We start from the raw sequence: 18498 nt of genomic DNA on the forward strand, positions 1-18498 counted from the left end.
GTCCGAGCCGAGTGGTACTAATAGCCCGGGACTTTCCTCACAGGGAAGGTTGATATATTTTAAGACGATAAGGCGAAGCTAGTTCTTCGGATTGATGTCCGGTCAAAATCTTGATAATGAAATTAAGGTGGCTATAGCACGAGGGATCCACCTCTTCCCATTCCGAACAGAGAAGTTAAGCCTCGTCACGCCGATGGTACTGCGTAACAGTGGAAGAGTAGGTAGCCGCCGTCTTGAAGAAGGCGATAGCCGATGGAGAGGAGTCAGTCCGTAAGGGGTGACTCCTTTTTTTGGTATATATCCTCTCTGCCTTTTTCTATTTTTAGGTGTACTTTGTTGTTCGGATGGATAAGAAATTGTAATTTTGTGCTTTTGTAATAGCTAAGAACCTCATATGGATACTGAAAAGAAAGAGAATAAAGAAGTAAATAAACTTTCGCTACTTATCGTAGCAGTTATAGTATTGGTACTGATTATTGCTGGTGCCGGTTATTATATTTATCATCAAAAGCAGCAAATGACTGATTTGGTGGAAACCTTTGATCTTGAGAAAGAATCTTTGGAGGATGAATATAATGAATTGTCTCTTCAATATGAAGGTTATAAGTTTAGCGTAGGCAATGATTCCCTTGTTGCCCTATTATCTACGGAGCAAGCAAAGGTACAACGTTTATTGGAAGAATTGCGTACGGTGAAGGCTACGAATGCGAAGGAAATAGCTCGCTTGAAAAAGGAATTGGATACCTTACGTAAAATCATGCGTAACTATGTTGTCCAAATCGATTCCTTGAATCGTGAGAATGAGCAATTGAAGGTTGAGAAGAAAGAGGCTGTTCAGAAATATCAGAGGGCTACTTCACAAGCTGCTACCTTGAAAAAGGAAAAAGAGAAATTGACGGAAAGAGTAACGTTAGCTAGTCGTTTGGATGCGACGGATATTAACGTGACTCCTGTGAACTCTCGAGGTAAACTAGCTAAGCGTATTAAGAAGATGCAGCAATTCGTCGTGACTTTCAAGATAGCGAAGAACATTACCGCTCCTGTCGGCGAAAAGATGGTATATGTACGGATCATGAAACCGGATGACGATATATTGGTGAAAAGCCGTGCGGATGTATTCGCTTTTGAAGGAAAGGAAATCAATTATTCTATGAAGAAAATGATAGAATATGAAGGTGAGGAGGTGGCTGTGACCATGTATTGGAATATCGAGGAATTCTTATCTCCGGGTACTTACCGTGTGGATATTTTCTCTGACGGTAATTTGATCGGACAGAAGAGATTTACCTTGGATGATTAACTATGAAATTATCTCCCGACTTTGAGAAGTTCCTAAGTTTTATTCCGGAGATTCTGTCTCGAGATGAATCTTTCCTAAAGGATTTGGAAAGTTGTACTCGAGGTGTGACAATCCGGAAAGGGGATTATTTGATTCGTACGGGCGAGTTGTGCCAAGATGCCTATTTTATTAATAAAGGGCTTTTTATCAATCAATATATTAATGAGAATGGGAATGAATGCGTAACCGGTTTCTCCTCGGATAGTATGTACCCATTTGTTTCTACAATCGGTTATTTTACACAAGTCCCTTCCGAGTTTGAGGTGAAAGCTATCGAGGATGGTGAATTACTTTGTTTCTCCCGGACGGATATCGAACGTTTGACGTTGGGATATCCAGCTTTCGCTACCTGTTATCAGAATGTGATGCTGATGATTATTTCCAAGCTCTATTCAATGTTCGCTGTCCGTCAAACCTGTAAGGCGGAAGAATTCCTGAAATATCTTTATACGAACCACCAATGGATCGTAAGCCGGGTACCTGATAAATATATAGCTCAATATATGGGGGTTAGTGATTCTTGGTATTGTAAGTTGAAGAAACGTATCCTTTATTGAATTAGTTCAATTTTATATTCGCTTTAAACCTATACTTTTGTGCGGGTTTTTATATTTTTGTCACATAGGGAATATGATGGCATTATATAGGTAGGTTAAAACGATATAAAGATGAAACGAACTATCTTACTATTAGCATTTGTAGTCACGGTGAGCTGTATGCACGCTCAGCGAATGTTGACATTGGAAGAGTGCCGGAATCTGGCGATCCAGAACAATAAGGAGCTACAAATCTCTGGCGAAAAGATCAAGATGGCGGATAACGAGAAGAAAGCCGCTTTTACCAAGTATTTTCCTCAATTATCGGCAAACGGTGCCTATATGTGGAACCAGAAGGATATAAACTTACTGGACATGGGCGCTTTGTCCTCATCCTTGAGTTCTTCTTTAGGTGGCTTGGCCCAATTACCGATGATCCAACATTTGATGAGTGGGGTGAACGATATGCAACATTTGGATGTGCAGAATATCTGGGTGGGTAATGTATCGTTGGTGCAGCCTGTATTCATGGGCGGGAAGATCGTTAATTATAACCAAATCACTAAGTTTGCCAAGCAATTAGCGGAGTCAATGAATAATTTACAGTTGCAGGACTTGATTTATAAGACTGACGAGACCTATTGGCAGGTCATATCTTTGGTGAATAAGAAGAAATTGGCGGACGCTTATGTGGATTTGCTCCGTAAGATGGATAGTGATGTGACCGCTATGATCTATGAGGGAGTCGCTACCGAGGCCGATGGTCTTTCTGTCAAGGTGAAACTGAATGAGGCGGAGATGGCTCAGACTAAGGTTGAGAATGGTCTGGCTTTAACCCGAATGCTTTTAGCGCAAATTTGTGGTCTGTCTTTAGAGGAGGATTTATCGCTTGCAGACGAGAAGCTGGATAATTTTCCGGTAGAGACAACACAAGCCTCGGCCGATCTGAATGAGGCTTTCATGAATCGTAATGAACTGAGAAGTTTGGATCTGGCAACGAAAATCTATAAGCGAAAAGAACGTATTGCTTTGGCAGAGATGTTGCCTAATGTCGCTTTAGCGGCGAATTACTTCGTCACGAATCCGAATGTTTTTAATGGTTTTAAAAATGATTTCGCCGGTATGTTTAATGTCGGAGTTATGGTAAAGGTACCCTTGTCCGGTTGGTGGGAAGGCACTTATAGGCGTAACTCGGCGAAAGCGGAAACGCGCATAAAAACACTGGAATGGCAGGATGCTCGTGAAAAGATCGAGTTGCAGGTAAATCAATCCGTTTATAAAGTGAATGAAGCGGGCAAAAAGTTGATCGCTTCTTCCCGTAATATGGAAAATGCGGAAGAGAATTTGCGGCGTGCGAATTTCGGTTTTGAGGAAGGGGTTATCCCGGCTTTGAACTTAATGGAGGCGCAGACAGCATGGGTTTCTGCTCGCTCTAGTTTGATTGATGCTCAAATCGAGGTGAAATTAACAGAAGTTTATCTAAGCAAGGCTTTGGGTAAACTGTCCGCAAATGAATAAGAGTAATAACAAATAAAAATATACACAGAGATGAACGAGAACAAGAAGTTTTCTATCAGTAACATGATGTTAGCTTTTATCACGGTATTGGTCGTGATCGGATTGGTAGCCTTGGCGGGTTTCTTCCTGCTTACACCGCCTGACGATATTATAATGGGGCAGGCCGAGGCCACCCAAGTTCGTATCTCCGGTAAGGTTCCCGGACGTATCGCTTCTTATCGTTTTGGCGAAGGCGATCAGGTAAAAGCCGGAGATACTTTGGTCTTTTTAGACACGCCCGAGGTTATGGCGAAGCTGAAACAAGCGGAGGCGGCTCGTGCGGCAGCGGAGGCGCAGAACGCTAAAGCAATTAAAGGAGCCCGTGAACAGGAAATCACGGCCGCTTATGAGATGTGGCAAAAGGCGCAAGCTGGATTAACTATCGCTAAGAAATCTTTCGATCGTATTCAGAATTTATACGAGAAAGGGGTGATGTCCGCTCAAAAAAGAGACGAGGTGGAGGCTAATTATAACGCTATGGTAGCGACAGAGAAGGCTGCCCGTTCTCAATATGAGATGGCAAAAGAAGGTGCCCGTAAGGAAGATAAGGCTGCCGCTGCCGCTATGGTCCAACGTGCGGAAGGTGCTATCGCCGAAGTGGAGTCGTATGTGGGCGAGAGCGCTTTGGTGGCTCCGATTGACGGGGAGGTTTCAGAACGGTTCCCGGAAGTCGGCGAGTTGGTTGGTACAGGCGCTCCGATCATGAATATCTCTGATTTAAATGATGTATGGGTAACTTTCAGTATTCGTGAGGATCTGTTGAAAGATATCAAGATTGGTTCGGAAGTAAATGCTTTTATTCCGGCGTTGGGGGACCTACCGGTGAAGTTGAAAGTCTATTATATGAAGGATATGGGTTCGTATGCCGCATGGAAAGCGACAAAGACGAATGGACAATATGACTCGAAGACTTTCGAGGTGCGTGCTCGTCCGTTGGAGAAAGTCGCTGATCTTCGTCCGGGAATGTCCGTGATCTTAAAGAAAAAAGGGAAAGAGATCGTATGACCTATAAAGAAAGTTTGCATAGAATCTGGCTTATCGCGAAGCGCGAGGTGCATCGGCTGGTGGCTCAACCGATTTACTTCTTTTGTATGCTGATCGCTCCGGCTATCTGTGTCATTTTCTTTGTATCGTTGATGCATGAGGGATTGCCGACCGATCTGCCGATAGCAGTGGTGGATATGGATAACTCTGCTACTTCACGCAATTTGATTCGCCAGTTGGATGCCTTTGAGCAGACAGAGGTGTATATGAAAACCATGTCGTTTACCGAGGCTCGTCAGGAAATGCAGAAAGGGAATGTATATGGAATTTTTTACATTCCATCCGGTTTCGCCGTGGACGCCACATCTGGAAAGCAGCCCCGGTTGTCTTTCTATACGAATGGTACCTATTTGATCGCCGCTTCCTTGCTGTTTCGGGATATGAAAACGATGTCGGTATTGGCAGGGGCCGCTGTGGGTTTACAGACCGGACAAGCTAAAGGATATACCGAAGCGCAGATCATGGGACAGCTACAACCGATCGTGATCGATACGCATCCGATCGGCAATCCGTGGTTGAATTATTCGGTATATTTGAATAATACGGTTTTGCCGGGTATCATTCAGTTGATGGTATTTCTAGTGACGGTATTCAGCATTGGTACAGAAATTAAATATTCTACATCCCGTAAATGGTTGGATATGGGAGGGAGTTCTATCGCAGTTAGTTTGTTGGGAAAGTTATTGCCGCAGACGGCTATTTTTACGGTCGTAGGCTTTATGTATTGTGCGGTGTTGTATGGATTTAATTCTTTCCCGTTAAATAGCGGTTGGTTTCCGATGCTTTTGGCGATGTTTTTGCTGATTATATCCTCTCAGGCGGTAGGCGTATTTATGATCGGCGTATTACCTACTCCCCGTTTAGGGCTTAGCTTCGCCAGCCTGTTCGGAATGATCTCGTTCTCCATTGTCGGATTCTCGTTTCCAGTACAAGGTATGGACCCTACGTTGCAAGCGTTGGCTCGTTTGTTTCCTCTACGGCATTATTTCTTGATTTATGTCGATCAAGCCTTGAACGGGCGGGCGCTATTCTATACGTTGGGCGAGTACGCTTGGTTGTTGGGATTTCTGATCTTGCCGTTCCTTATCGGGCGGAACTTGAAGAGGGCGTTGTTGGATTTCAAATATCTACCGTAAAAACTGTATGTGATGAAAAGAGAACATCGTTTACGATATATCATAAAGGAAGGTCTTCTGGATACGTTTTATATTTGGAAGGATGAATTGAGAAACGTGTTTAAAGATGCGGGGGTCATGATTTTCTTTTTCTTGGTGCCTTTCGTATATCCGCTGCTTTATTCATTTATATATAATAACGAGGTAGTACACGAGGCGAAGATGGTGGTGGTAGATCAAAGTGATTCCTATTTGAGTCGTGAGTTTACCAGACGGGTTAACGCCACGCCAGATGTGGAAGTAGTGGGTGTTTGTCCGGATATGGCGGAAGCCAAGAAGATGTTGGATGAGAAGAAGGCCTATGGGATTTTGCTCTTTCCCCCGGATTATAGTAAGGACCTGCATGAAGGGCGACAGACAACCGTCTCGTTGTATTGCGATATGAGCGCCTTATTGTTTTATAAGGCTTTCCTTTTGGCGACGACAGAGGTGTCATTGGATATGGGTAAGGAACTTCGGATGCATAATAATCCGTCGTCTACGGATAAGATGGACCAGATCACGGTAGACCCGATCCCGTATGAATCGGTAGCGTTGTTTAATTCCCAGAATGGCTTTGCCAGTTTCTTGGTACCGGCTATCTTGATCTTGGTGTTGCAACAGACCTTGATATTGGGTATCGGAATGTTGGGAGGAACGGCCCGGGAAAAGAACCGCTTTCATAGTCTGGTGCCTATTTGCCGGCATTTTAATGGGACTTTGCGTATCGTGTTCGGCAAGTCGCTGACTTATCTTTTGCTGTATGTGGTGGTTTGCATCTGGGTATTGGCTATTGTCCCTAAGTTATTCTCCTTACCTCAGGTTGGTGAGCCACTGACTATTTTGTTGTTTTTACTGCCTTACCTGTTTGCCTGTATTTTTATGTCTATGACGCTATCTGGATTTATGACGAGTCGTGAGTCGCCTATGTTGGTATTCGTTTTCACGTCTGTCATCTTGTTATTTATCTCGGGTGTCTCTTGGCCGGAGGCGGCTATTCCTCCGTTTTGGAAAGTGGTGGGTTATTTGTTTCCTTCTACTCCGGGTATCCAGGGATTTATTCGTATCAATACGGCAGGCGCTTCCTTGCATGAGGTGGCGCATGAATATCGGGTATTATGGATTCAAGCGGGCGTATATTTCATCTTGTCTTGTATCATTTACCGTTATCAGATCATACGTAGCCGCAAGATGATTATTAAGCAATATCGGTATATGAAGATGCGACGGATGTTGCGAGAGAGAGAATAATCCCTCGTTTAGGTCTACCCTAATCGCTCATTTAGGGTGTCCCTAAACGGGGGATTAGGGTGAGGGTAAATGTGTGATTAGATTTTAACTTTCGGTTTATACATATCCTCAGCCGTCAGGCCACATTCTTTCATCATGCGGATACTGTAAGACAGATCGCTGACGTTTGGTGTCACGTTGTTACTTCCAAACGTGAATTTAACGCCGGCGGCTTTCGCCTTCATAATGATCGCTTTATTTGGAATATTGTATAGTTCGTTGATCTCTAAAGCTTTTCCGCTTTTTGCCAATGCCTCGACGAAACGGTTCATGCGGGCCTCCGTCCAGAACTCGTCAAAACGCTTATCCATCGGAGATGGCAAGAAACAAGGATTTACATAGATATCTACCGGCTCTTCCAATACGGAGCAGATACGATCTACGATCATGTCCATATATTGCTCCTCATTCTCGATCCAAGTCTCTTCCGGAATCCATAGGCGGGTACGGCGACCTTTATTGTCCTTGAACGTCAAAGCGTCCGTAAACACATAGTCGAATTCTTTAAGAGTCTCGGGAGAGAATGTGGTTATCCATTCGCGTCCTTCCGCTTGCATACCAAGGATGAAAGGCTGTGAGCGCATCTCATTTAGGTAATCCATGACTTGTTGGTCGTTCGTGATCGGGAAACCGATGCCGCAGTTCGGTGCGATCGTATAATTGATACCGGTCTTGCGGGATTGCTTAGCGGCAACTTCCTTGGTTAATCCACCTTTTAAATGCACGTGATAATCCAATACAGGGAAATCCGATTGATGTAATTTTATGATCTCGTCATTTTGCTCATCGTTAGCTTCCGCCAATTGTGCGTTGATATCGATCGTGGATTCATCAATTACGTTCACGGTGATGTTCTTGATCTGGATCTCACCGCTACCATCACTCTCTATGCCAAATGTCCCTTCCGATAATAAGGCATAGGTGTTAGCGTCCGTACGATACGGTGCGGTCGGTTGGATATACTCTACAACCGGTTCGCCGTTTATATTTACATCGATCTCTTGTCCGGCTACCCGGATATCCATCTTGAACCATTGATCTTCTTTTACGAAGCTTTTGGTCAAATTCCTCACGGAAACAAGACTTCCTGTCATTTTCCACCAAACCTTATCAGCCCGGTCATTATTGATAGCGATACGATATCCTTTCTTCAAGTTCGGGTCCGTATGGAACCAGACGGCGCCTTTGCCTCCCGGGGTAGTATGTAAATCAAGGGTCAGATCGAAGTTTTTGTATTTGCCGTTTTTCAGTACGACCAGCGCATCCGTACCTTTCAAGGTCATTATGTCGTCTTGAACGGAGACATCGCCTGTCATTTTCCATTTGTTACTATCTTTGCCATCGAATAAGGTGCCACTGCCAGAAACACTACAGGCTGTGGTCAGGACAAAGAGAAGGCCCATCGCTAGAATTGATAATTTTTTCATGATATAAATGATTTAAGTAATAATATATCCTCCAAAGATAACGAAAATTAAAATACAATGTCCTTTTTGAAGATTTTAACTTCCATAAAGATATAAACCTAAGAATATAGTCTTACTTTTGTAAAAATTCTCAATCAAACTTAATTAATAGTACTATGCAGAACAGACGTAATTTTTTGAAGCAAGCCTCTTTGATGCTTGCGGGTGGGTTGGTAGCCCCGCAGTTATTATCTTCTTGTGGCGGTAAATCAGGACAAGCTGCCGCTACAGCATCGGAGTCTTCTAAATATATAGGGCTTCAATTGTATTCTTTAAGAGACCTTGTAAAAGATGAAGGTATCCAGAAAGTATTGGAAACCGCCGCTAAGATGGGTTATAAGAATCTGGAGACAGCAAGCTATGATAACGGTAAGATTTACGGTTTAGCTCCCGCTGAATTTAAGAAAATGGTGAATGACCTAGGTATGAAGTGTACGAGCGCTCACCTTGGACAGGCCTTTACGAAAGAAAAAGAAGCCGAGGTTATGAGTTGGTGGGATCAAGCGATCGATGCTCATAATGAGTTAGGCGTTAAATATATGGTTCAACCGTGGATGCCGGTTAACGATAAGACTACCTTGGATGACTTGAAGATGTACTGTGATTATTTCAACACGGTTGGTTATAAGACCGCTGCCGCTAGTATCGCATTCGGTTATCATAACCATGACTTCGAGTTCCGTAAGATTGACGATCAGTTGATCTATGATTATCTGTTGGATAACGTAAGCCCGAACCACGTATTCTTCGAGATGGATGTATACTGGGTAATGATGGGTGGCGGTGATCCTGTTGCTTACTTGAAGAACCGTCCGAGCCAGTTCAAGGCTATCCATATCAAGGATGAGAAAGAGATCGGCGCAAGCGGTAAGATGGATTTCAAGCCTATCTTCGATCAAATGTACGCTAATAACGTAAAGGATTGGTATGTTGAAGTGGAACAATATACTAACAATGATCCGGTTGCCAGCGTTCAGCAAAGCTATGATTTCTTGAATAAGGCTGATTATGTGAAATAATCCGTTCGATGATAAAAAAGAAGAGGCTACTTCATTATCGGGTAGCCTCTTTTTTTATGTTCGCTTATTTGGAATACTCGTTCAATCGGGTGGATTTCGCAAGCTCGATGATTTGTTTCCAATCTTTAGCTAAGTTTTCCATATCCGGATATAGTAAATCCGCTCCGGCATCTAATAAAACTTGATCGGGGAGAGGTCCGGTGTTTACGGCTATCGTAAAGATATTGGCTGCCACGGCAGCTTCTACTCCCATGGGAGCGTTCTCTACCACAAAAGTTTCATTAGGCTTCGCATGCGCTTTTTGAAGTCCCATTAAATAAGGTTCGGGGTGTGGCTTGCCATATTTCACGTCGAAAGCCGTAACCATTTTCTCTCGGTTGAAATGTCCCGGATAGGTATGGTTTAGCTTATCGATCAAGCTATGTTGGCCGGAACCGGTGACAACCAATCGTTGCAGTCCGGATGCTTCCACTTCTTTTAGAACCTCTGCGGCGCCGGTCATGGGGGCACCGTCATTATAGGTATTGAATAGATCCGCTTTCTCTTTATAGATCGTTTGCTTCTCCTCGGCGGTAGCGTCTCGTTGGAAAGTGCGTTGGTATAGCTCGTTGATCGTGCTTTCCCCAGTACGTCCTTCGAACCTATAAAAGTCTTCCGGCCGAGAAGTTAGCTGATGGAGGGTCGCTACCTCATGCCATGCCCGTGCATGAAAACGCATAGAGTCATATAATACACCATCCATATCGAAAAGAACAGCTTTGGGAGAAAGGGATTCCTGCCTGTGTTTACGCAGATATCGGATAATCGCTTCTTGAATCATGTTATTACCTTCTTAAAAACCAATACAAAGGTACGTAATAAATCGGAATTAACAGAAATGGGAGGAAAGCTTCTTGAAATTAAATAAATATGATATATAATGGAATTTCATTTTATGAAACAAAAATGGTTTAAATGGGTGCTTACTTTTGATCCACCTACATGTACACCCTAACCGGATTGATAAATTTTATAATTATCTGGATGAGTTGATAGATGTATTGAAAAATAAGGGATATAAATTTATTTCGTTGAGATAATTAATCAATAAATTATGACGTAGTTCGGTGAGAACTCTAGTAAGCGCATTAATAACGAATTTTCAAAGGCTATAACTTGCTATGAATAAGTGATATCATAATACTGTATACTATTTCTTATTAATTATATTTCTACCAAAGTCTCACTTGTCTATCTGAAAGGGGTTCAATTATACCTACATTTAGGTATATAATATTTCTGTATGCATTGATTTTTAATATATGTTATTTTGATATTCCCCAAATATTCATATATTTGCAATGATTAAACAACTAAGTTCTCACCGGACTCTTTTCTGGTGAAGAATGGTATATTTATTATCTAGTATGAATAGAGGAGAATTAGTACAATCTCTTGTGGAAGAAACAGGATTGCCGAAAAATGTTGTTAGAACCGTAGTGAATGCGTTACCGACTGTTGTGGCGAAAGGAATACGGGAAGGAGAATCTATTTCCATGAAAGGATTTGGATCTTTTGTACCTTGGCAACAATCCGAGCGATTGGCACGTAATCCGAAAACAGGGGAGGAAGTAATGATTACTCCACGTGTCTCGGTCAAATTCAAGGCCGGGAGCGATTTACTTAAAGAATTAAATGAGTAATAAAAACTATTCAAACGAAAAAACGGTTTCCTCGTGATGAGAAAACCGTTTTTTTATGGGGTAAATCGTATTATAAACGTGCTTTGATAGCTTCGCTTTCTTTCTCGTATCCCGGCTTATTCAACAGGGCGAACATATTCTTCTTATAAGCCTCAACACCCGGTTGATTGAATGGGTTAACGCCCAACATATAACCACTGATGCCACAAGCTTTCTCGAAGAAATAGAACAACTGACCAATATAGAACGCACTTACTTCCGGCATAGTTACCTTGATATTAGGAACGCCACCATCTACGTGAGCTAACTGAGTACCTAACTCAGCCATCTTGTTTACCTCGTCTACATGCTTACCTGCCAAGAAATTCAATCCATCCAAATCAGCCTCGTCCGTAGGAACCAATACGCTATGATCTGTAGCTTCCACGGAGATAACCGTTTCGAAAATCGTACGTTCACCGTCTTGAATCCATTGACCCATGGAATGCAAATCGGTTGTCAAATCTACAGATGCGGGGAAAATACCTTTACCGTCTTTACCTTCGCTCTCGCCATAAAGTTGTTTCCACCATTCTGCGATATAATGCAATTTCGGATGGAAGTTAGCCAAGATCTCAATCTTTTTACCGCTCTTATACAACTCGTTACGAGTAGCGGCATAGATAGCGGCCATATTATCAGCGAAAGGAACGCTCGCGTCTGTAGCTTTTTCCATGGAAACAGCTCCAGCAACCAAGTCACGGATGCTGATACCTGCCACGGCGATCGGAAGCAAACCTACCGGAGTCAAAACAGAAAAACGCCCACCTACGTTATCAGGGATGATGAAAGTCTTGTAACCTTCTTGATCCGCCAAGGTACGCAAAGCGCCTCTCTTAGCGTCCGTGATAGCTACGATACGATGTTTAGCCTCTTCCTTGCCAACAGCATCTTCCAATTGTTTCTTCAAGATACGGAAAGCCAAAGCCGGCTCTGTAGTCGTACCAGACTTGGAGATATTGATAATACCGAATTGCTTACCTTTCAAAACTTCGCTTAATTCATAAAGATAATCCTCTCCGATATTGTGTCCGGCGTATAACATAACCGGGTTTTTACGGTCGTTTTGCAACCAGTCGAAGCTGTTGTTTAACGCTTCTACTACCGCTTTGGTACCCAAATAGCTACCACCGATACCAATGGCTACGACCACCTCACATTTAGAACGAAGCACGTTCGCCGTATTCTCGATGTCGGCCAACTCTGTGTCCGTGATAGAAGAGGGGAGATGCAACCAACCCAAAAAGTCGTTACCTGCTCCGTTACCATTATGTAATGTGGCAATACATTCCATTGCCTTGGCCTCTTGAGCGTAAACCTGTTCCTTGGAGACAGTGCCCAGAGCCTTGTCGATGTTTAAACTGATGTTTTTCATATGCTATTTTATTTAAACGTTTCCGTTAATTGACGAATGACCGTCGTCGGCGATTTCTTCTCGTACAATATATCATAAACAGCGTCCAGTATCGGCATGTTCACTTTATATTTCTCATTGATCTCACGCATACACTTGGTTCCATAATATCCCTCGGCGATCATTTCCATCTCCAGCTGCGCTGTCTTCACGGAATATCCTTTACCGATCATGGTTCCGAAAGTACGGTTACGGCTGAACCGGGAATAAGCGGTAACCAGCAAATCGCCAAGGTAGACGGAGTCGGTGATATCCCGCTCCAGCCCGTGTACGGCGTCCACGAAATTACGCATCTCCTCAATAGCGTTCGAGATAAATACGGCTTGGAAGTTATCGCCATATTTCATCCCATGGCAAATACCGGCGGCGATAGCGTACACGTTCTTCAGTACGGCGGCGTATTCGATACCGGTCACATCCTTACAGAAGGAATTCTTTAAGTATTGATTCTTGAAAACGGGGGATATCGTACGGACCTTCTCGATGTCGGAACAAGCCAACGTAATGTACGAGAGCCGCTCCAGAGCGATCTCTTCCGCATGACAGGGACCACCGATAACTGCTATATTTTCTGTCGGAACCTTGTAATACTCCGCGAAGTAATCCGTAATCAACATATTCTCATCCGGTACGATACCCTTGATCGCCGAGATGATAAACTTATCTTTCAAAGAGGTCTTCACCTTCTTCAAATGTTGTTTCAAGAAAGGGGAAGGCGTAGCGAAGATCAAGGTATCCGACTCCTTGATCGCTTGGTTGATATTGGAATAGAAGTTTATCTTATTCGTGTCGAATTTCACGGCGGTGAGGTAACACGGGTTGTGTCCCAACTGCTTGAACTCCTCGATACGATCGGGCCTACGCATGTACCAGTTGATACTATCTTGAGTTGAAAGTACGATCTTGGCTAAGGCGGTAGCCCAGCTACCACCTCCCATTATCGCGATTTTTCCGGGCAAATCCATCGTATCACGCTTTTATTCTCCTACATTGGCTATCCAAGCCTCTACTTCTTGGACCGTAGGATTTTGCAGTTCTAACTTATATTTTTTATTAAGCTCACAAAGATCTTGTCTTAATTTGTTGGCGTTCGCTTCTTTCAGCGTGTCAACCGTCAAGTAGCCGGCTTTCTGCAAAGCGGGAATCCACTCCTCGGAAATACCCAAGGCTACGTATTTGTCGGCGTTATCTTTCTTTACGGTTTTCTCCGGACGCATTTGCGGGAAAAGCAATACCTCTTGGATCGTTGTCTGTCCGGTCATCAACATAACCAGACGGTCGATACCGATACCGATACCCGACGTAGGAGGCATACCGAATTGAAGGGCGCGTAAGAAATCTTGATCGATGAACATCGCCTCGTCGTCCCCTTTCTCGCTCAAGCGTAATTGCTCCTTGAAACGTTCTTCTTGGTCGATCGGATCGTTCAGCTCGCTATAAGCGTTCGCCAATTCCTTCCCGTTTACCATCAACTCGAAGCGTTCGGTCAATCCCGGTTTGCTACGGTGCATTTTAGTCAGCGGGCTCATCTCAACCGGATAGTCGATGATGAAGGTCGGCTGGATAAACGTACCCTCGCAGAACTCCCCGAAGATCTCGTCGATCAATTTACCTTTACCCATCGTATCGTCGATCTCCATCTTCAATGCCTTGCAGATCGTACGGATCTCGTCCTCGCTCTTACCTTCCAAGTCGTAACCCGTCTTTTCCTTGATCGCCTCCAAGATCGGCAAACGGCGGAAAGGAGCCTTGAAGCTGATTGTCTTACCGTCGATCGTGCTCTCGCTCGTACCGTTCACGGCGATACAGATACGCTCCAACAGCTTCTCAGTGAAGCTCATCATCCAGTTATAGTCTTTGTATTGGACATAAAGTTCCATACAAGTGAACTCCGGGTTGTGCGTACGGTCCATACCCTCGTTACGGAAATTCTTACCGATCTCGTATACACCCTCGAATCCACCGACGATCAATCGTTTCAAATACAACTCAGTAGCGATACGTAAATATAAATCGATGTCCAAGGAGTTATGATGTGTCGTGAACGGACGTGCGCTAGCTCCTCCGGCGATAGATTGCAGGATCGGAGTCTCTACCTCCGTGTATCCGGCCTCATCCAAAGCGGTACGCATGGTCTTGATGATAGCCGCACGTTTCATGAAAATATCTTTTACGCCATCGTTTACTACCAAATCCACGTAACGTTGACGGTAGCGAAGCTCCGGGTCATTAAAACCGTCGTAAGCGACACCGTCCTTATATTTAACGACCGGTAGCGGACGAAGTGATTTAGACAAAACTGTTAATTCTTGAGCATGAACGGAAATTTCTCCCATCTGAGTACGGAAAACGAATCCCTTGATCCCGACGAAATCACCGATATCCAGTAACTTCTTGAAAACGACATTGTAGGTGTCCTTATTCTCATCCGGACAAATATCGTCACGGGAGATATAGACCTGTATTCTGCCTTCGGAATCCTGTAATTCCATGAAGGAAGCCTTACCCATGATACGACGGCTCATGATACGGCCGGCGATACTTACCGGGCGTGGCTCAGCGTCGTCTTTGAATGTCTCTTTTATTTCTTTGGAAAATGCGTTCGTTACATACTCAGCTGCGGGATAAGGCTCTATCCCCATCTGACGCAACTGCTCCATGCTATTACGTCTTATTATTTCCTGTTCACTCAGTTCTAATAGATTCATTATGCTATTATTTTGTATAATACGGTGCAAAAGTACAAAATATTTCTGATTTATGCTGACTTATGTGGTAAAAGGTTGAGGTCACCGATCTTGTTTGTTCATGGATAAAGTATCTTAGGTTCATCGGTAAAGTATCTTAGGATCCTTGGTGAAGTATCTTAGGTTTGTAGGCCATGAACTTAAGACCCAATAATTTTATCTTTACATCCTGTTTTGATCCCGGGGATGAGACAAATGGAATAAACAGCCCTCACTCCGATAAATCCGGTAGCCAAAACTCAACCAACGGTAATGTCTTTCTCCGTCCTCCAAGCCCCAGCCATAGAAATCCTCATTTTCCATACCCGCTTGCAGATATTTGTTCGTTTGGACAAAAATCGCTCCTCCGACTGCCCCAATAACTCCTTCCACCATATACAAAGAGTTCATTTTTCTTTGGTGTTTTTTTAGGAAGTCAATGTCTCTATGTGTCCAGTAATGTTCCCTCAATATATTTGAAGTGTCCAAAGCATTCCCATCGTATGGATAAGCTACCTTGTATGTCTTAGATCTTGTCAAGTCTATTCGCATAAATATCTTTGCTTAATGTTCAACAATGCCAATATCACACCGGGGAAACCATTCAGTAATCCTCGGTGTAACCGTTAGTTATTCACTTGACAAGGCTCAAATTATATATTTGGATACTCCAAAAAGATTATCGAGTGAGCCTGTTTTGATGTTACGGGGATCATCTTTAACGGCTGTGCTGTAAAACATGTTTTAATGGGAATTTTGGCAGATTGCCCTAAGATGGCAAAGCTGTAAATAATCACGGTATAACTTCCCTTCTCGAAGAATATATACTTCAAGTGGCATAGGATATATACTTCATAGCCCAAGTAAGTATATCTTCTATCGCAGGTATGTCACTGATTTGCTACTGACCCGAAATAAGGTCGCACTCCTTCCGGCAGGAAGAAACGGATATCCTTGCCGGTTTGGTAAGCGTTACGGATAAATGTGGAGGAGATTTCCATCAAGGGAGCGTCTACCTTTTTCACGTTCGGATAAATGGTTGGGATCGAGATATCGAATCCTAGGCGGGGATAAATCAGCAGTTTGTAGTTTTGGAGTATTTTTTCATATTCTTTCCATCGGGGAAAAAGCAGCCAGTTATCGGCTCCCATGATAAAATAAAAGTCCCTATCCGGATAGTTGCTGGATAAGGCTCGCAAGGTATCAATGGAATAAGAAGGTTTCGGCAGGTGGAACTCAATATCGCAGACCTTGAATTTCGGATATCCGTCAATGGCGGCTTGGGCCATTTCCAACCGTAGTGAGTCATCTAGCAAGTCATCCTTTTTCTTCAGCGGATTATGAGGCGTGACCACGAACCACACCTCATTCAGTCCCTCGAACTCACATAGCCAGTTCGCCAAGGCGAGATGGCCTATGTGAATGGGATTGAACGATCCACTGTAGATGCCGGTCTTGAGTCTCATCCGATTTATACTTACCCCTTCTTTTGCCAACCCTTATAGTTGATAAAACAAATGAATATATTAAATATCAGGGCACCCCCGATGATATACTCCTTATAATACAGGCTGATACCACCTAATACGAGGCTCGCTATCCCACAAACGATAGAAAGCCCCATCATAAAACGGGTATTCTTGAATATATTAGGCATAGACTATTTGTTTAAGAACTCACGAATGATCTTCAACGCGTCTTTTTGGGCAGTCTCCAGATCATCGTTTACGACAACCTTATCAAACCGTCCCGTGAACCCTAATTCATACTCAGCCTTGGCGATACGGCTTTCGATAACTTCCGGGCTGTCTGTTCCCCGTCCTTCCAATCGCTTCCGTAGGTCATCGATGCAAGGAGGTTGGATAAAGACAGACAGGGCACGGTCTCCATAGAATTTCTTGATATTGCATCCGCCTACCACATCCACATCGAAAATCACGTTGTCCCCTTCATTCAAGATACGCTCTACCTCGCTCTTTAACGTACCGTAATATTTATCGGTATACACCTCCTCATATTCCAAGAAGTCTCCATTAGCGATACGACTGCGGAACTCTTCCGGCGTAAGGAAATAATATTCCACACCATTCTTCTCGGTTCCCCGCGGAGCCCGGCTGGTAGCCGAGATGGAGAAACGAAGGTGTAAATCTTGTTTCAAAAGATAATTAATAATGGTTGATTTTCCGGAACCCGAGGGTGCGGAGAAGATAATTAATTTGCCAGCCATTCTCGTTAATCTTATTATAATACGTTTAGTACCTGTTCCTTGATTTGTTCCAACTCGTCTTTCATCTGGACCACGATCTTCTGCATCTCGGCGTGGTTGCTCTTTGATCCGAGCGTATTGATCTCACGCCCCATTTCCTGAGCGATAAAACCGAGCTTCTTGCCTTGGCCGTGACCGGATTCCATGGTTGAGATAAAATATTTCAAGTGGTTGTCCAGACGGTTCTTTTCCTCGTTGACATCCAGCTTCTCGATGTAATAGATCATCTCCTGCTCGAAACGATTCTTGTCGTAGTCCTTCTCGGCTATCTTTTGCAGGTTATCCATGATACGAGCCTTGATCTTCTCGATACGTTCCCCCTCGTATTTCTCCACTTCTTTCAACAGAGTGGCGATATTGGCTATCTTTTGCTCGAAAAGCTTTTGAAGCATGGCTCCTTCTTGGATACGGAAATCACACAGGTGCTTGATAGCGTCCTTTACCGTTTCTAAAACCACCTCCCATTCGGATTCGTCCGGTTCTACGGTCTCAGACTTGATTGCGTCCGGCATCCGGAGCAAGGTCTGGAACCAATCGTTCGGAACGCTGATATTCAGTTTCTCTGCGATCTCCTTGATTTGGTTGTAATAATTCTCTACGGCGGCAAGATTGATCTGTGTAGGAGTATCTTTGCCTATATATTCTATAAAGATATTGAACTCAACTTTTCCCCGCTCCAAAGATTGAAGTAACAGGCTCCGAAGCTCCATTTCCTTATCCTTGTATATGGAAGGGATACGGGTGGACAAATCCAATTGCTTACTGTTTAAAGCCTTTATCTCTACGGTTACTTTTTTTGAAGGGAGCTCGGCAGTAACCTTACCGAACCCAGTCATTGATTGTATCATTTTTCTCAAAAGTTTGCGCAAAGATAGTGGTTTCCTTTTAGATTTGATGTTTATTTTCTCATAAATAGATGTTTCTCATAGGGCTGCCTTGATAGTATAATGAATTTTTGTATACCTT

18 protein-coding genes and 1 rRNA gene are annotated in these 18498 nt (G+C 43.5%); 9 read left to right on the forward strand and 10 right to left on the reverse strand.

Annotated elements, in window-relative coordinates:
• Positions 1–123 precede the first annotated feature (123 nt).
• From rrf to DWX33_RS14835, 7 genes are all read left to right on the forward strand, one after another.
• Positions 124–234, forward strand: a 5S ribosomal RNA gene (gene rrf, locus DWX33_RS14805).
• A gap of 160 nt (positions 235–394) precedes the next feature.
• Positions 395–1300 (forward strand): hypothetical protein, encoded by a 906-nt coding sequence (locus tag DWX33_RS14810; protein ID WP_005861467.1) that lies wholly within the window; start codon positions 395–397, stop codon positions 1298–1300.
• A gap of 2 nt (positions 1301–1302) precedes the next feature.
• Complete coding sequence (locus DWX33_RS14815; RefSeq protein WP_036616817.1) at positions 1303–1896, forward strand: Crp/Fnr family transcriptional regulator; 594 nt, start codon at positions 1303–1305, stop codon at positions 1894–1896.
• Between the two features lie 111 nt (positions 1897–2007).
• Positions 2008–3393 (forward strand): TolC family protein, encoded by a 1386-nt coding sequence (locus DWX33_RS14820; protein ID WP_008774144.1) that lies wholly within the window; start codon positions 2008–2010, stop codon positions 3391–3393.
• Between the two features lie 30 nt (positions 3394–3423).
• Positions 3424–4437 carry an HlyD family secretion protein gene (locus DWX33_RS14825; RefSeq protein ID WP_005865742.1) on the forward strand — a complete coding sequence of 338 codons (1014 nt, stop codon included), beginning with the start codon at positions 3424–3426 and terminating at the stop codon, positions 4435–4437.
• Positions 4434–5612: an ABC transporter permease gene (locus DWX33_RS14830; protein ID WP_005865745.1), complete on the forward strand. Its 1179-nt coding sequence runs from the start codon at positions 4434–4436 to the stop codon at positions 5610–5612. Before DWX33_RS14825 ends, DWX33_RS14830 begins: the two co-directional genes overlap by 4 nt.
• A 12-nt stretch (positions 5613–5624) precedes the next feature.
• On the forward strand, positions 5625–6881 hold the full coding sequence (locus DWX33_RS14835) for an ABC transporter permease (protein WP_022192865.1): 1257 nt from the start codon (positions 5625–5627) through the stop codon (positions 6879–6881).
• Positions 6882–6958: 77 nt separating this feature from the next.
• On the opposite strand, the gene DWX33_RS14840 is transcribed toward DWX33_RS14835, so the two are convergent.
• Entirely contained in the window at positions 6959–8347 is a 1389-nt protein-coding gene (locus DWX33_RS14840) for a DUF1080 domain-containing protein (protein ID WP_122380608.1), read from the reverse strand.
• 155 nt (positions 8348–8502) lie between these two features.
• On the opposite strand from DWX33_RS14840, the gene DWX33_RS14845 reads away from it, so the two are divergent.
• Positions 8503–9405: a sugar phosphate isomerase/epimerase gene (locus DWX33_RS14845; protein ID WP_122380609.1), complete on the forward strand. Its 903-nt coding sequence runs from the start codon at positions 8503–8505 to the stop codon at positions 9403–9405.
• Positions 9406–9469: 64 nt separating this feature from the next.
• On the opposite strand, the gene DWX33_RS14850 is transcribed toward DWX33_RS14845, so the two are convergent.
• Complete coding sequence (locus DWX33_RS14850) at positions 9470–10225, reverse strand: HAD family phosphatase (RefSeq protein ID WP_122380610.1); 756 nt, start codon at positions 10223–10225, stop codon at positions 9470–9472.
• 586 nt (positions 10226–10811) lie between these two features.
• Here DWX33_RS14850 and DWX33_RS14855 point away from each other — a divergent pair.
• Positions 10812–11087 carry an HU family DNA-binding protein gene (locus tag DWX33_RS14855; protein WP_008774141.1) on the forward strand — a complete coding sequence of 92 codons (276 nt, stop codon included), beginning with the start codon at positions 10812–10814 and terminating at the stop codon, positions 11085–11087.
• Between the two features lie 70 nt (positions 11088–11157).
• Here DWX33_RS14855 and DWX33_RS14860 read toward each other — a convergent pair whose 3' ends face one another.
• The 8 genes from DWX33_RS14860 to DWX33_RS14895 form a co-directional block, all read right to left on the reverse strand.
• Positions 11158–12501: a glucose-6-phosphate isomerase gene (locus DWX33_RS14860; protein ID WP_022192868.1), complete on the reverse strand. Its 1344-nt coding sequence runs from the start codon at positions 12499–12501 to the stop codon at positions 11158–11160.
• 8 nt (positions 12502–12509) lie between these two features.
• A complete protein-coding gene (locus DWX33_RS14865) occupies positions 12510–13505 on the reverse strand; it encodes an NAD(P)H-dependent glycerol-3-phosphate dehydrogenase (protein ID WP_122380611.1) in 996 nt (331 codons plus the stop codon).
• A 12-nt stretch (positions 13506–13517) separates the two neighbouring features.
• The gene (gene lysS, locus DWX33_RS14870; RefSeq protein ID WP_122380612.1) at positions 13518–15248 is read right to left on the reverse strand and encodes a lysine--tRNA ligase; all 1731 of its coding nucleotides are present in this window, start codon (positions 15246–15248) and stop codon (positions 13518–13520) included.
• Between the two features lie 201 nt (positions 15249–15449).
• Complete coding sequence (locus DWX33_RS22910) at positions 15450–15677, reverse strand: galactosyltransferase-related protein (RefSeq protein WP_057329110.1); 228 nt, start codon at positions 15675–15677, stop codon at positions 15450–15452.
• Positions 15678–16156: 479 nt separating this feature from the next.
• Positions 16157–16732 (reverse strand): nicotinate (nicotinamide) nucleotide adenylyltransferase, encoded by a 576-nt coding sequence (nadD, locus tag DWX33_RS14880; protein WP_122380613.1) that lies wholly within the window; start codon positions 16730–16732, stop codon positions 16157–16159.
• A gap of 11 nt (positions 16733–16743) precedes the next feature.
• Positions 16744–16923: a hypothetical protein gene (locus DWX33_RS14885; RefSeq protein ID WP_022192875.1), complete on the reverse strand. Its 180-nt coding sequence runs from the start codon at positions 16921–16923 to the stop codon at positions 16744–16746.
• A gap of 3 nt (positions 16924–16926) precedes the next feature.
• A complete protein-coding gene (gene gmk, locus DWX33_RS14890) occupies positions 16927–17493 on the reverse strand; it encodes a guanylate kinase (RefSeq protein ID WP_121961613.1) in 567 nt (188 codons plus the stop codon).
• Between the two features lie 14 nt (positions 17494–17507).
• Entirely contained in the window at positions 17508–18380 is an 873-nt protein-coding gene (locus DWX33_RS14895; protein ID WP_008774137.1) for a YicC/YloC family endoribonuclease, read from the reverse strand.
• Between the last annotated feature and the right edge of the window lie 118 nt (positions 18381–18498).

The sequence above is a fragment of the Parabacteroides sp. AF19-14 genome (assembly GCF_003635485.1).
GTDB classification, from domain to species: domain Bacteria; phylum Bacteroidota; class Bacteroidia; order Bacteroidales; family Tannerellaceae; genus Parabacteroides; species Parabacteroides distasonis.